At 60.2% G+C, this 14374-nt stretch carries 10 protein-coding genes; 2 read left to right on the forward strand and 8 right to left on the reverse strand.

Features of this window, described 5'->3' with window-relative positions; genetic code table 11:
* Positions 1-22: 22 nt before the first annotated feature.
* The gene (locus J0X19_RS21415; protein WP_206986461.1) at positions 23-334 is read right to left on the reverse strand and encodes a hypothetical protein; all 312 of its coding nucleotides are present in this window, start codon (positions 332-334) and stop codon (positions 23-25) included.
* 176 nt (positions 335-510) lie between these two features.
* Positions 511-1494 (reverse strand): NAD-dependent epimerase/dehydratase family protein, encoded by a 984-nt coding sequence (locus tag J0X19_RS21420; RefSeq protein WP_206986462.1) that lies wholly within the window; start codon positions 1492-1494, stop codon positions 511-513.
* A 129-nt stretch (positions 1495-1623) separates the two neighbouring features.
* Between J0X19_RS21420 and J0X19_RS21425 the strand changes: the two genes are divergently transcribed.
* Positions 1624-2721, forward strand: coding sequence for a patatin-like phospholipase family protein (locus J0X19_RS21425; RefSeq protein ID WP_206986463.1), 1098 nt, complete (start codon positions 1624-1626; stop codon positions 2719-2721).
* Between the two features lie 201 nt (positions 2722-2922).
* Entirely contained in the window at positions 2923-3873 is a 951-nt protein-coding gene (locus J0X19_RS21430) for a beta-1,6-N-acetylglucosaminyltransferase (protein ID WP_206986464.1), read from the forward strand.
* Positions 3874-3897: 24 nt separating this feature from the next.
* On the opposite strand, the gene J0X19_RS21435 is transcribed toward J0X19_RS21430, so the two are convergent.
* From J0X19_RS21435 to J0X19_RS21460, 6 genes are all read right to left on the reverse strand, one after another.
* A complete protein-coding gene (locus J0X19_RS21435) occupies positions 3898-6150 on the reverse strand; it encodes a xanthine dehydrogenase family protein molybdopterin-binding subunit (RefSeq protein ID WP_206986465.1) in 2253 nt (750 codons plus the stop codon).
* Positions 6151-6265: 115 nt separating this feature from the next.
* Positions 6266-7303, reverse strand: a complete 1038-nt coding sequence (locus tag J0X19_RS21440; RefSeq protein ID WP_206986466.1) for an FAD binding domain-containing protein — start codon at positions 7301-7303, stop codon at positions 6266-6268.
* A 9-nt stretch (positions 7304-7312) separates the two neighbouring features.
* A complete protein-coding gene (locus J0X19_RS25175; RefSeq protein WP_307788500.1) occupies positions 7313-8341 on the reverse strand; it encodes a 2Fe-2S iron-sulfur cluster-binding protein in 1029 nt (342 codons plus the stop codon).
* 338 nt (positions 8342-8679) lie between these two features.
* On the reverse strand, positions 8680-9111 hold the full coding sequence (locus tag J0X19_RS21450) for a GNAT family N-acetyltransferase (protein ID WP_206986467.1): 432 nt from the start codon (positions 9109-9111) through the stop codon (positions 8680-8682).
* Positions 9112-9168: 57 nt separating this feature from the next.
* Positions 9169-10908: a RagB/SusD family nutrient uptake outer membrane protein gene (locus tag J0X19_RS21455; protein ID WP_206986468.1), complete on the reverse strand. Its 1740-nt coding sequence runs from the start codon at positions 10906-10908 to the stop codon at positions 9169-9171.
* A gap of 21 nt (positions 10909-10929) precedes the next feature.
* Positions 10930-14319 carry a SusC/RagA family TonB-linked outer membrane protein gene (locus J0X19_RS21460; protein ID WP_206986469.1) on the reverse strand — a complete coding sequence of 1130 codons (3390 nt, stop codon included), beginning with the start codon at positions 14317-14319 and terminating at the stop codon, positions 10930-10932.
* Between the last annotated feature and the right edge of the window lie 55 nt (positions 14320-14374).

Genomic DNA, 14374 nt, shown 5'->3' on the forward strand with positions numbered 1-14374 from the left:
GACTACCTATACTACTTGTATATCAGGAAGTAATAGGAGGGGGAGCAGCGGCCATATGTTGCAGCAATTGGTCGGCCCAATAGGCAGGCAGCTCAATTCTTACATCACCTACCTGGAATTTTCCAGGAGAGTATTCTCGTTCGCTCAATTTTGAAACCTGAAAGGTGGTTGGAGCTTCTACCACTTCTATGGCATCATAAGGAATCCGAACTAGCACCTTAGAGCTTGCCAGATTACGGATAAGAATGTCTTGACTATCAAATCTGATTTTCAACTCGTGGTTTCCACCACCTATCCAGCCTGACACCGACTCAACAGCATGTATGTTCTCCATACTACCATATTCTTCATATAGATGCTTCCAGCCCGGTTGAAGGGGATTTGGTAGACGTATGCTTCCTCGGCGTAATGCAACTCGGACAGCTAAGAAAAGCAGGTACACTATTCCTGCCTGCACCAGTAAGCCAACTATGGCTAATAATGTACTGCCTACACTTAGAACCATTGCTACTACTGGAATACCACGGCTTCTTTCAGGTGCAGCAGCATGTCGTCGGTCATTGTATCCAGGGTGAACTGCGGCTGCCAGCCCCAATCCTGGCGGGCTTGGCTGTCGTCGATGCTGGCGGGCCAGGAGTCGGCAATCTGCTGGCGCGAATCGGGCTGGTAGGTGGTCTGGAACTCGGGGTAGTGGCGCTGAATGCTGGCGGTAATTTCGGCCGGCGAGAAGCTCATGGCACCCAGGTTGTAGCTGCTGCGCACCGAAATGGTGTCGGCGGGGGCGTGCATCAAATCCAGCGTGGCCTTCAGGGCGTCGGGCATGTACATCATGGGCAGGTAGGTATCCTCTTGCAGGAAGCACTCGTAGGGCTGGCCGGCCACGGCTTTGTGGTAGATGTCCACAGCGTAGTCGGTGGTGCCGCCGCCGGGCAGGCTCTTGTAGCCGATGAGGCCAGGGTAGCGTAGGCTGCGCACATCCAGGCCGTGCTTGCGGAAGTACCACTCGCACCACTGCTCCCCGGCCAGCTTGCTGATGCCGTACACCGTGTTGGGGTTCATGATGGTGAGCTGGGGCGTGTTTTGGCGCGGGGTATCGGGCCCGAATACGGCAATGCTGCTGGGCCAGTACACCTGCTGCACGCCCAAATCCACGGCGGCATCCAGCACGTTGAACAGGCCGTCCATATTCAGCTGCCAGCCAAACTTCGGGTTCTTCTCGGCCGTAGCCGACAGCAAAGCCGCCAGATGGTACACCTGTTTAGGTTTGTACTGGCGCATCACGTCTTCCAGCCGAGCCTTGTCGAGCACGTCCAGCAGCTCGAAGGGGCCCGCCTGCTGCACTTCCACATCTTTGGGGGCCCGCACGTCGGCGGCTACCACGTTGCTGGCACCGTACAGCTGCCGCAGCTCCTGGGTTAGCTCTAGGCCCAATTGGCCCCCGGCCCCGATAACAAGAACAGTGTCAGAGGTGGCTGCGGTGGGGCTGGTTTCCATAGGAACGGGGGTTGGGTGAAGATGGGGGCCGCAAAGATAACGGGACCAAACGGTTTCGTAGTGGGGTAGGCTGCAACCTCTTCTACGGAAATAGTACCTTCCCTGTGTCTTGCTATTCTTTCTGCGCTTATGCCTATTTCACTGCTTCGGCACCTTGCAGTGTGCCTGATGTTCTGTCTGTTGCCCCTAGGTTTACCGGCGCAGGTTGCTTCTCCTAAACCGGCAGTGGTGTACCGCAACCTGGTGATGGAAGGCGGCGGCATCCGGGGTATTGCCTACGGCGGGGCGCTGGCCGAGCTGGAAAAGCAGGGGGTGCTGGCGGGCATCCGGCGGGTGGGGGGCACGTCGGCGGGGGCCATTCAGGCAGCCCTGCTGGCGGTGGGCTACTCGCCGCAGGAGATTATCGACGTGGTGAACCACACGCCCGTGCAGCGCCTTAACGATGGCCGCCTGATTTTCTTTGGGGGCAGTACCCGGCTGGTGAAGCAGTACGGCTGGTACCGCGGCGACCAGTTCACGAAGTACCTCGGCGAGCTGGTGCAGCGCAAAACCCAGAACCCCAACCTCACGCTCGGCCAGCTGCACGCCCTAACTGAAACCCAGCCCACCCGCTACCGCGACCTGTACACCACCGGCACCAACCTCACCACCCAGCGCGTGCAGGTGTTCAGCTACGAAACCCACCCCGACATGCGCGTGGCCGACGCCGTGCGCATCAGCATGAGTATTCCGCTGTATTTCCGGGCCGTGCTGCTCGATAGGCAGGGCCACGTAGTGCGCCAACCCGCCAAAGGCCAGGAAGTGGAGGTGCTGGTAGATGGCGGCCTACTGGCCAATTACCCCATCAACCTGTTCGATGATGTCCGCTACCTGAGTGCAACAGCCGCTGGTATGCGGCCAGCGGCTGGCCCCGTACTCAACCCCGAAACCCTGGGCTTGCGCCTGGATAGGGCCGAGCAGATTGCCTACGACACCCAGCCCGGCGGCCGGCGGCAGCTGGCACCCTACCAGATTCAGGATTTTGGCTCCTACATGGGCGCGCTCTACACCGTGGCCATCGAAACCCTGAACGCCCCGCACCCCGAAGATTGGGCCCGCACGGTGAGCATCAGCACACTGGGCTTCAATCCTAAAATTAAGCGCGTTTCCGATGCCCAAAAGCAGCAGCTCATGGACAGCGGCCGGAGCGGCGTGCAGGCGTTCTTCGCGGCGGCCCGCCGAAAGTAACAGGGTTGTAGTGACAAGGTTGCGTCGGTTGCGTGGCTGTGTTCTGTTAGTGGCAGTTGGGCAGTACGGCAGTAGAGGGCGTGCTGGTAAAATCAGATGCAGGCGCTAGCTGAACAGGAATAGGTTATAATTATATATTTTCTATGTTTGAGGCAAGTTATATCTTAGCAAAGCTTACGGGCTTACTGCTTCGAACAACGCATGGACATCAACTACATCATATTGGCGCACAAAAATCCTGCGCAGGTAGAGCGGCTGGTACATACCTTGAGTACGGAAGGCACTACCTTCTACATTCACATAGATAAGAACACCGAGCAGGAACCCTTCGAAAGGCGGTTGCAGGCTGTTAAGAATTGCCGGTTTATAGAAACCCGGGAAAAAGGCACCTGGGGCGACGTTGGGATTGTGCAAGCTACCATTCACGCGTTGCGGCAAATTGTAGCAGACCAGCGCAGTGGCTATTGCGTTCTGCTGAGCGGTCAGGACTACCCTCTGAAATCCAACCAGCACATAGCGCAGTACCTGACCCAGAACCAAGGTGCCAGCTTTATGGATGCCTCTGCCTTGCCCAATCTGCACTGGGACCATGGCGGCTTGGATAGGATAGAACACTACAAGTTCAATCTTTCGGAAGGCCGGCAGGATTACGTAGTGGTGCCTCCTGTTTTATCGAAGGATTTCTCGCGCAACTGGATTTATCATGTTTACAACATTAAAAAGCTCCTGCAACGTAGGATCAACATTAAAGTACTGCTGAAGAAAAGGAGTTTCCCCCACTACATCCGGCCAGTTGGAGGCAGTCAGTGGTGGGCAATTCCGGTGGAAACGGCAGCACAGGTTTTGACTTTTCTGGAACAGCATACCGACTATTTGCTCTATCATCGGTACACACTCTTGCCAGACGAAATTGCGCTGCAAAGCATCATCCGGCAGTTGCTTCATGCAGACGGTAACGAACTGGTGCAGCCTACTGTGACGTACATCAACTGGGAAAGGCCCGGCGTGACGCTGCCCGTTACTTTCGATAGGAACGACCTCAAGGAACTGCTGAACCAGCCGGAGGACAAGCTATTTGCCCGAAAGTTTGACGCCGAAACGGACGCTACCATTCTGGATCTGCTGGATAGAAGAATAGTAACAACTGCCTGACGTATAACCCTACCAGCCTTGCAATTAGGTTGGTAGCACTTTGTCGGGGGTGAGGGGCAAGGAGCGGAAACGCCGGCCAGTGGCGTGATACACCGCATTGGTAATGGCCGCCGGCGTACCCACGCAGCCTATTTCGCCGATGCCACGCGCACCCAGTTCACTGATGTGCGGGTCGGGGATGTTGAGCCACTCCACCTGAATATTGGGGGTGTCGGCCATGCTGGGCACGTGGTAGTCGGCGAGGTTGCGCACCACGGCGCGGCCGTTCTGCTGGTCGTAGTGGGTTTCCTCCATCAGGGTAGCACCCAGGCCCATAGACACGCCCCCGATGATTTGCGAGTGCGCCGTTTTGGGGTTCATCAGCCGGCCCACGTCGTACACCGCGCATAGTTGGGCCAGTCGGATGGTGCCAGTCAGCTCATCTACGCGCACCTTCACAAACACCGCCCCGAACGAGTAAAACGAATATTTTTCTCGCTCGTCGCCGGGCTTGGCTTCGCCACTGGCTTCCAGCGAAGGCAATTTGGCGCGGCGCAGAATCGTGCCGTACTCTTCGCCCTGCGTAGGAGCTGCTTTGCGGACCAGCCGCCCGTCGCGGGCCTCCAGCGCATCCTCCGTGGCCCCATACAGCGGCGACTGCGCATCCCGAATGGCGAGGCGCTTGAGGGCGCCCAGCACGTTGCGGCAAGCGGCCAGGGCGGCCGGCCCGATGGTGGCAGTAGTGGCCGAGCCGCCGCTGGTGGGCGCGTTTGGTAAGGCCGAGTCGCCCAGCTCGAAGCGCACCCGCTCCACCGGTAGGGCCAACCCGTCGGCACTGATTTGGCGGAAGATGGTGTAGGCGCCGTTGCCCAGCTCGTGGGTGGCACTCTGCACCAAGGCGCGGCCGTCGGCAAACAGGGTGGCTTTGGCTTCGGCGGGGCGGCGGGCGGCGGGGTACATAGTAGTAGCCATGCCATAGCCAATGAGGGTGTTGCCCTCGCGCATGGAGCGCGGCTTGGGGTTGCGCTTGCTCCAGCCAATTAGCTCCTGGCCGCGGGCGTAGCACTCGCGCAGGTGCTTGCTGCTCCAGGGCTTACCGGTTTCCGGGTTTGTCTCGGCGTAGTTGCGCAGGCGCAGCTCTACGGGGTCCAGGTTCAGCTCAGCGGCCAGCTCGTCCATGGCGCATTCCAGGGCCCAGCCGCCCACGGTTTCGCCGGGGCCACGCATGGGGCAGGGCGAGGGCAAGTGCAAGTGGCTGAGCTGGTGCGCGAAGCCAAGGTTGGGCACCGCATACATCATCCGCGAAACCCGGGCACAGGGCTCGGTGTAACCACTCGACTGCGAAGAATGCGTTTGCGTGTCGTGTTGCAAAGCCGTGAGCTTTCCGTCGCGGGTGGCCCCCAGGCTGAGGGTCTGGCGGGTGGCAGCGCGCTGGCCGGCCACGGCAAACATATCCTGCCGCCGCCACTCGATTTTCACGGGGCGTTTGGCTACCCGTGCTGCCATAGCCGTGAGCAGGGGTGGGGCAAACAACCAGCCTTTCGAGCCAAATGCTCCCCCAATAAACGGGCAGATAACGTGCACGTTCTCCTTGGGCACGCTCAACGAATTCGACACCACTTCCTGCATGTTCTCCACGCCGCGGGTGGTGTCGTAAAGGGTCAGAAACTCGCTTCCGTTGCGCGTTTCCCAGCGGGCAATGCTGGCTAGCTGCTCGATGGGGTTGTGGTGGGTAATGGCCGACTCGTAGACTTGCTCTAGCTTCACGGGGGCCGCGGCCAGGGCTACTTTAGGGTCGCCTACGGTTACTTGTAGCTTCTCTTCCTTGTTGCCGGTGAAGGTTTCGGGGAGTGTGCGGCGGCTGGAAGCGGTTATATTCAGTTCGGGGGGGCGTTGCTCGTAGGTAACGCGCACTAAGCTGGCGGCGTGGCGGGCTCGTTCCAAGGTGTCGGCTACCACTACGGCCAGGGGCTGCCCGGCGTATTCCACGTTGGCATCCTGCAAGGGTTGGCGGGTTTCCGTTATGCCGCCTTCCCCCCGAAACAGGGAGCCGTTCACTTTTTCGGGGAAAGGTTGGAGACGCGGGGCGTTTTCGTGGGTGAGTACAGTTAGCACGCCCGGTGCGCGCAAGGCCGCCGTGCTATCAATAGCGCGCACGGTACCGTGGGCTACGGTGCTAGTCACGATGGCGCCGTAGGTGAGCCCTGGCACGTCCCACTCGGCACTGTAGCGCGCCGCGCCGGTTACTTTCAAGCGACCATCTACTCGGTCGAGGGGGGTTCCGGTTGCTTCTACCATTTTTTATAAGCTGTTCGCTAGTAGCAGTTGGCTGTTAGCTTTTCGTTCAGGTCTATTTTCTGGCTGCTTGTGCATAAAAGCCAACAGCCGACAGCCATCAGCTACTAGCCACCAATTATTCGCCGCCTACTCCGCCCACGCTGGCGGCGAAGGCCGTGCCCGCGGGGCCTTGCAAAGGCTGTAAGCCGCTGGTTTCCAGTAGAGCCCGCAGCATGAGGTTGCGGCCCATCGTCAGTTTATAAGCGTTGTGCTCGAGTGGTTTGGCATCGGCAAAAGCCACTTCAGTAGCGGCCCGAAAGAGCTTCTCGGAGGGCTTTTTGCCGGCCAACAGGGCTTCGGCGGCTGGCACGCGCCAGGGCTTGTGCGCCACACCACCCAGCGCCACCCGTGCCCGCCTGATTTTCTTGCCATCCATTTCCAGCGCCACCGCGCACGACACCAGGGCAAAGGCATAACTCGCCCGCTCGCGCACTTTCAGGTAGTGCGAGCGGCCCGTGAATGACGGTAAATCGATGCTGGTAATTAGCTCACCGGGAACCAGAGTGGTATCCTGCTGCGGCGTGTCACCGGGCAGGCGGTGCAGGTCGGGGAAGGCAATAGTGCGGGTGCCACCGGGGCCGGTTACCTGCACTTGGGCATCCAGCGCGGCAAGAGCTACGGCCAGGTCGCTGGGGTGGGTGGCTACGCAGGCAGTGGAAGCCCCGAAGATGGCGTGCACGCGGTTGAGACCTTTGAGCGCCGCGCAGCCGGTGCCGGGCTCCCGCTTGTTGCAGGGTTGGGCCGGGTCGCGGAAGTAGGGGCAGCGGGTGCGTTGTAAGGGGTTGCCGCCCATGCTGGCCATGTTACGGATCTGGGTGGAAGCGCCGGCCAACAGTGCCTCACTCACGGCGGGGTAGCGGGCCTGCACCTCGGGGTGAATAGCCGCCGCGGTATTCGATACGCCCGCACCCAGCCGCAGCCCGCCTTCGAAGGCACTGATGGTTTTCAGCGGCAGCGGCGACACATCTACCAGTAAGCTAGGGCGCAGCACGTCTTCCTTCATCAAATCGAGTTGGGAAGTGCCGCCGGCCACAAAAGCGGCGCCCGAAACCTTGGCTACGGCCGCAACAGCCTGCTCAGGGGTGGTAGCACGTTGGTATTGGAAAGGGTACATGGGCGGGCGCTAGGCGGTTTGGGTTTCCTGAATGGCGGCAATAATATTGGGGTAGGCCGCGCATCGGCAGAGGTTGCCGCTCATGGCCTCCCGGATTTCGGCGGCCGAGCGTTTCTGTTTGTCTTGCACCAGCGCGGCGGCGGCCATAATCTGGCCCGGCGTGCAGTAGCCGCACTGGAACGCATCGTGCTTCACAAACGCAGCCTGCACCGGGTGGAGGTCGTCGCCCTGGGCCAGCCCTTCGATGGTAGTAATTTGCCGGCCTTCACCCATCACCGCCAGCGTCAGGCACGACAAGGCACTTTGCCCATCAAGATGCACGGTGCAGGCTCCGCACTGGCCATGGTCGCAGCCTTTTTTGGTGCCGGTCAGGTGGAGGTTTTCGCGCAGGGCATCCAGCAACGCCACGCGCGGCTCCACTTCCAGGCGGTGCGTTTTGCCGTTGATGGTCAGGGTAATCGGTACGGTATCGGCGGGCGGGGTCGGCAGCATGGGCGGGTGGTTTTTGGTGGCCGCAACCGGCTCGGCCGCGGTGCTGGCTCCCACCAGCAATAGCAAAGCCGATGCCGCCAGCGTGGCCGTTAGGAAGGTGCGGCGCGATACGCCACCGGCAGCTGCCGGGGCCTCACCTGTTACTGACATGGGCGGGCGCAAGGCTTCCAGGGCCGCCAATACCTGGCCGGGGCGTATTTCCTGGCCTGGAGTTACCGTTGTTTGCCAGCGCAGTACCCCTTGTTCATCAAGCAGCAACAATGCCCGCTGGCCCGTTACTCCGAGCTGCGTGGCTGCTTCACTGTGCCAGTCGAGGGAGTGCCACGTGGTAGTGCGGGCTTCGAGGGAAGAAATGCCGGCATCAAATTCTTGCAGCAGGCGCGTGAAAATTTCGCTCTGGTACACCTGGGCCGGGTTCCAGTCAATGGAAGCAAAAGCCAGCACAACCGGCTGGCCGCGCAACTCATGCAGGCGCGTGCCATCGGGTAGTTCACAGTTGGGCACAGTTGCTCCCGTGGGGAGCAGCGGCTGTAATTCATCGGGCATAACAGGAGGCAAAAGCAGGTGCTACCTAGTCATACGGGAACTGTTGGGCAATGTGTCGTGCCCGCCGCAAGAGTAGCAGATTTAGGGTATTTTAAGGCTAAACGGGCGCATCAGCAGCGCCTAAGGCAGGGTGAGCTGCCTGGTGCTTTAGGCCGGATAGTCAGCTTTTGCCTACGAACTGACGCCAAGTAGTGGCCGCCGTAAACCAGCAAGGCCCAGCCGGAAATGCTCCGGCCGGGCCTTGTTGTCGGTTGGCTGAAATTTATCTGCTACACAAGCCCAGCAGGTGCTGTACGCGCCCCGGCCTGTTTCGGCACAAAGCCGCACAAGCCAGGTACTTATTGCAAATCATTGAGGGGATGATAATAATGAAAAGCCAGTGGCCGAAACCCCTTGCGCAGATACAGCCGCTGGGCCACTGCCTGAGAAAACCCCGAGGCAAGGGCCACGCCTTCCAGCCGGAGCGTCCGGGCTAGTTCGGTGGCGTAGTCGAGCAGGTGGCTGGCGTAGCCGTTGTTCTGTGCCGCTGGCAGCGTTGCCAGGTCGTCGATATAGAGGGTGCTGGCGTTCAGTTGCTCGAGGTAGCGGAAGCCCATGGTGGCTACCACTACGCCATCGGACTCGATGTAGGCCAGGTGGTAGCCGCTCTGCTGCATCCGCTGGATTTGGGCCAGGAAAGTATGGTGTTGTAATTGTGGCCGCAATAGGTGCAGCACGGGCCAGCAGGCCAAAATCTGGGGCGCGTCGGTGGCCAGCAAAACAGGCGGCATAAAGGAAAAAGTAAAACGGCAATTCTGTGCAATGCCTTGCGCTTTGCAGGCAACAAATTAATAGCCTGGGTTCTGCCCAAACTCGGTTCCGTTCAGCAAGGAGTTCAACTCTTCCTGCCGGATGGGCCGCAACCGGTGGAAGTCCTGCACCTGCGTAATGTCGGGGTTGCGCTGCTTGATGTAGCTCACGAAGCTCGGGCCGTCTTTCATGCGCTTCACATCAAACCAGCGGATGTTTTCGCCCGCAAACTCGCGGGCCCGCTCGTTGAGAATGAAGTCCGGCGTAATGTCGGCGGCCGTTACTTGGAGGGCGGCGGTGTAGTTTACGGGCGTTTTCTTGGCGGCGCGGGTGCGCAGCACGTTCACCATGGCGGCCGCGGCGGCGTTATTTCCCAGCCGGTTTTCAGCCTCCGCCGAAATCAGGTACATCTCGGCCAGGCGCATCACCACCACGTCTTTGGTGCCGGCCTGCACGTTGGCAGCGGCGCGGTCGGGGTCCTGAAACTTGCGGAGCGTCACGAAGTTCATGCCGTTGCGGATGGTGCGGTTCGGCAGGTACACATCGTCCCGGTCGTACACCACGTAGTTTTTGGTGCGCTTGCCGGGAATGGCGCGCTTGGTAATGACCATGGCCGTGTCGCCCACCCGAATCTGGCGGCCCACCACCGAGGGGTCTTTGGAATAGGTGTTGGCGTCGGCGGCAGTCCAGGTGTAAGCCCGGGTGGCCAGCCACACCTCCTGAAACGAGCCGTCGTAGCGGCTGTCGCGCACTTCGTCGTAGAGGTCGAGCAGCGTGAGCGTGGGCATCAGGCGGCGGTTGTTTTCGTAGCCGTAGTTCAGGGTAGCTTCCAGGCCGGGCTTGTTGCTGTACTGGGTCTGGAAGACGTGGAACAGGCGGTTGCCGTTGTCGTCGTAGTTCAGCCCGATGTTCACCGAATTGCTGACCACGTACAGCGCCTCGCCCCCGTCGCGGCCCAGCGTTTTGTTGTTGGCCGGGTTCCAGAGGTCGGCATAGTTGGGGCGCAGGTCCACGCGCAGCTCGCTCTTGCGGTTAATCACGTCGTTGGCCGCGTCGCGCGCCCTCGTGAAATACTGCTGCGCCTCGTTGCCGGTGCTGTAGTACGCCCGTGACAGGCAGGCCCGGGCCAGAAAACCCAGCGCCGATTTGCGCGAGGCCCGGCTGTACTCGTTGCCCCAACTCACGGGCAGGTTGGCCGCCGCAAATTCCAGGTCACTGATTATCAGGTTGTAAAACTCCGGTACCGAGCTGCGCGTGGCCGTTAGTACGGGCTCTTTGGTTTCCTCGGTGCGCAGCATTACTCCGCCGTAGGTTTCCACCAGGTGCCAGTAGTAAAAGGCCCGCAGAAAGCGCAGTTCGCCTTCGCGGCGGTTGCGCTCCTCGGTGTTGGTGAAGCCAGCCTCCCCAATGCGGTTGATGCCCGCGTTGCACAGGTTAATGGATTTCCAGAGCAGCACCCAGGCGGCGCGGTTGGGGTTGCCTTGCAAGGGCGTCAGGCCGGCATACTGGGTGAGCTGGCCGGCGTAGGTGTTTTTGTCGCGGTTGAACCACAAATCGGTGCCCGATTCGGCCATGAACTCGCCGTCTTCCTTGCCGTACCAGGAGCGCTGCTCCGAGTAGGCCCCGTTCACCACCGTAACAAAGCCTTCCGGCGTACTCCACACGGTGTCGGCGGTGGCATTGGAGGGGTTGTATTCTTCCAGGTCGTTGCAGGCGGTCAGGCCTAGGGTACCGGCGGCTATTACCAGCCCGATGCGCTTTGTTAGTGAAAATTTCATCGTCGGATTGGAAAGAAGTCGTTAAAAACCCAGATTCAGGCCCACCACAATCTGTCGGCTCAGCGGCGTCGATTCGTCGCCGCCGCGCTCGGGGTCGTAGTCTTTTATCAAGTCGCTCTTGGTGATAAGCAGCAGGTTGGACCCCGTGACATACACGCGGGCATTCGCCAGTAGGGCCTTGTTGGCAATGGTTTTGGGTAGGTTATAGCCCAGCGTCAGCGTCCGGATTTTGAAGAATGAGCCATCCACAAAGTTCAGCGCCTGGTAGCCCGTGTAGCCCTGGTACGAGCTGAGGGTGGTACCCCGGCGCGGGCGCGGAAAGTCGTTGGTGGGGTTTTCGGGCGTCCAGTAGTTGATAATAGACGGGCCGTTGCCGCTGCCCGAAGGGTTGTAGCGCCCCAGAAACTGCGCGTTGATGAACTGCCCGTAGCGGGCCAAAGCCAGCATGCTCAGGTCGAAGCCGCGGTAGCTGATGGTGTTTTGCAGGCCGGCCACCCACTTGGGCACCGTCGAGCCGATGTAGGCCTGGTCGCTGGCGTTGAAGGTCAGGTCGCCGTTCAGGTCCGCGAGCTTGATGTCGCCGGGCTGAAAGGTGTAGTTGCCAATCTTGTATTGCGCTGCCACATCGGCCTCGTTGGTTTGCCAGATGCCCAGCTTCTGGTACGAATAAAACGAGTTGATGGGCCGGCCCAGCAGCAGCGAAGTGACTTCCGGGTTGCTGGTACCGATAATGTCGCGGCCGTCGATGAGCTTGGTGATTTTCTCGCGGTTGCGACTGAAGGTGAGCGTGCTAGACCATTTCAGCTTTTCAGTAACAATGTTCTGCGAGGTAATGGCCAGCTCGATGCCCCGGTTTTGGGTGGCCCCAATGTTCTGGTACACCTGCGTTACACCCGAAGAAATAGGCAGTGGCCGCAGCAGCAGAATATCCGAGGTGTTGGTGTTGTAGCCGTCTATCGTGGCCGTCAGGCGGTTATCAAACAAGCCCAGGTCGAGGCCCAGGTTCAGGTTTGCCGATTTTTCCCAGCCCAAATCAGGGTTGCCCACGGTGGGCTGAAACTGGTAGAACTGCGCGGGTACCTCGCCAAAGCTCATGCGCGAGCTGGCCGCCAGCACGCTCTGGGTGCCGTAGGGCGAAATGGAGTAGTTGCCCGACACCCCGTAGCTGGCCCGCAGCTTCAGTTGGGAAAGCCAGCTGGCATCGTGCAGAAACGCCTCATCCGACACATTCCAGCCTACGGCCACCGAGGGAAAAAAGTCCCACTTGTTGCCGGGCGCGAGGCGCGAGGCCCCATCGTAGCGGCCACTCACCGTAAACAGGTATTTGCCGGCAAAGCTGTAGTTGAGGCGTGCCGCGTACGCCATGTTTTCCGAGCCCGTGTACGGCGCGCCGTTGGGTGAGCGAAGGGTACGCGTAACGGCCGTGCTGGTCGAGTTCAGGTCGTAGAACAGCTGGGAGGCCAGCAGCTGGTTGGTGCCGCTGGCGTAGGAGTTGTCCACGTCGCTGCGGATGTAGCTGGTAATGCCGGTCAGCGCCACCGAATGCTTGCCTATTTCGCGGCTGTAAGTCAGGATATTATCCCAGTTCATGAACCGACTGAAAACGTTTTCCGTCGAGGCCACGGCTGTGCGGTTGTTGGCCGAAAACAGCGAAGTACGGTCGTTGTAAATGCCGCGCCGCCGGAAGTCGAGGTTGGTACCAAAGTTCGAGCGGAAGCTCAAGCCTTTAAGCGGCGTTACTTCGAGGTAGCCGTTGGCAATAACATTGGTGCGAATGGTGTTGTCGCGGGCCACGTACGGCCCCCGCTCGTCGGCTAGTGGGCTCACCCGCGTTTGGTCGGCGGCAATAGGGTACTGGTTGATTTCGCCGGCCTCGTTGTAGGCCAAGCCCAGCGGGCTAAGCTGCGTGGCTTGCCCCAGCGGATTCTGCCGGTTGTCTTGCTTGTAGTAATTCACCTGGCTCATCAGCCCCACCTTCACTATTTTGCTGATGGTCTGGTCGACGTTCAGGCGGGCGTTGTAGCGGTTGTAGTCGTTGTTGCGCAGCATGCCCTCCTCCCGAAAGTAGCCCAACGAGCTGAACACCTTGGTTTTGTCGGAGCCGCCGCGCAACGATACGGCGTGGCTTTGCTGGCTGCCGCGGCGCTTCACCAGGTCCACCCAGTCCACAAACTGCCCGTTCTGCACGGCATCGTACTCGCCGGGGTCAGGAAAAATGCGGGCGTCATCGGCCGGGCTGTTCCAGTCACCGGTGGTGCGCCAAGCTTCGCGGCGCAGGGCCACGTAGTCGGCCCCGATGCGCGAGGCCGGAAACTGGTAGTCGTTCACGCCGTAGTAGCCGCTGTAGTCCACTTGCACCTTGCCGGCGGCGCCGCGCTTAGTGGTTACAATAAGCACCCCGTTGGCGCCCAGCGCCCCGTAAATAGCCGTTGAGGAGGCATCTTTCAGCACCTCTATACTCTCAATGTCGTTGGGGTTCAGGTCACTGATGTCGCCGCCCTGGTACCCATCAATCACCACCAGCGGTCCGTTCTTATTGAGGCCCACCTGGCCGGTGCCCTGGTTGTCAATCGACCGGTTGCCGCGAATCACGATGTTGGTACCCGACCCCGCGGCCCCCGACGTGCGGGTGATGTCGGCGCCCGGCACGCGGCCCTGCAATGCTTCCACCGCGTTGTGCGTCGGCGTTTTCACAATGTCGTCGGACTTCACCGAGTACACCGCGCCGGTCAGGTCGCGCTTTTTCACGGTGCCGTACCCGATGACCACTACCTCGTCGAGGGCTTTTGTGTTTTCCACCAGCACCACGTTCAGCGTGGCCCCCGTCACGGGTACTTCCTGGGCTACAAACCCAATCGAGCTGAAAATCAAGGTGCTGCCGCTGGGTACTGCCAGCGTGAAATTGCCGTTGCCATCCGTAGAAGTGCCTTGCGTAGTGCCTTTCACTACCACCGTCACGCCCGGCAGGCCCGCTCCTTTTTCATCCACTACCCGCCCGGTTACGCTCACGTCGGCAGAAGTGCCGGCCCCCGGCGTGGTGGCTCCCGTTGCGGCAGCGCGGCTGATAACCACCTGCCCTTTCAGAACTTCATACGCCAGGTTGAGCGGGGCAAATAGCTGCGTAAGCACCGTGGCCAGCTGCTGCTGCTGCACTTGCAGGGTCACTTTTCGGTGCGCGTCCACTATCCGGGAGCTGTACACAAACTTCACATCGGCCTGCTGGCTGATGCGCGCCAGTGCGGTTTTCAGCTCCAGGTTGTTGATTTCTAGGCTGATAGTTCGGGAAAGAATTTCCTGCTGCTGCGGAAGCAAGCTGGCACCACCTGCCTGAAGTGGCAGCAACGACCAAGTCAGGCATAAGAATGGGGCGGATAGCCCCAGCCGAACCCGGGAGGGTAAAGTATTAGCCATATTTTTGGGGGATTTTTGGGGAGAATAGGCGTCGCCATCTGGCCGGATGCGGCGG

It is taken from the genome of Hymenobacter telluris (assembly GCF_017313265.1).
Classification (GTDB): domain Bacteria; phylum Bacteroidota; class Bacteroidia; order Cytophagales; family Hymenobacteraceae; genus Hymenobacter; species Hymenobacter telluris.

What these genes read in the sequence shown, in the direction of transcription:
- J0X19_RS21430 (WP_206986464.1), top strand. Translation starts at nt 2,923, where the DNA reads ATGGACATCAACTACATCATATTGGCGCACAAAAATCCTGCGCAGGTA.
- J0X19_RS21455 (WP_206986468.1), bottom strand. Translation starts at nt 10,908, where the DNA reads ATGAAATTTTCACTAACAAAGCGCATCGGGCTGGTAATAGCCGCCGGT.
- J0X19_RS25175 (WP_307788500.1), bottom strand. Translation starts at nt 8,341, where the DNA reads ATGCCCGATGAATTACAGCCGCTGCTCCCCACGGGAGCAACTGTGCCC.
- J0X19_RS21460 (WP_206986469.1), bottom strand. Translation starts at nt 14,319, where the DNA reads ATGGCTAATACTTTACCCTCCCGGGTTCGGCTGGGGCTATCCGCCCCA.
- J0X19_RS21440 (WP_206986466.1), bottom strand. Translation starts at nt 7,303, where the DNA reads ATGTACCCTTTCCAATACCAACGTGCTACCACCCCTGAGCAGGCTGTT.
- J0X19_RS21415 (WP_206986461.1), bottom strand. Translation starts at nt 334, where the DNA reads ATGGAGAACATACATGCTGTTGAGTCGGTGTCAGGCTGGATAGGTGGT.
- J0X19_RS21420 (WP_206986462.1), bottom strand. Translation starts at nt 1,494, where the DNA reads ATGGAAACCAGCCCCACCGCAGCCACCTCTGACACTGTTCTTGTTATC.
- J0X19_RS21435 (WP_206986465.1), bottom strand. Translation starts at nt 6,150, where the DNA reads ATGGTAGAAGCAACCGGAACCCCCCTCGACCGAGTAGATGGTCGCTTG.
- J0X19_RS21450 (WP_206986467.1), bottom strand. Translation starts at nt 9,111, where the DNA reads ATGCCGCCTGTTTTGCTGGCCACCGACGCGCCCCAGATTTTGGCCTGC.
- J0X19_RS21425 (WP_206986463.1), top strand. Translation starts at nt 1,624, where the DNA reads ATGCCTATTTCACTGCTTCGGCACCTTGCAGTGTGCCTGATGTTCTGT.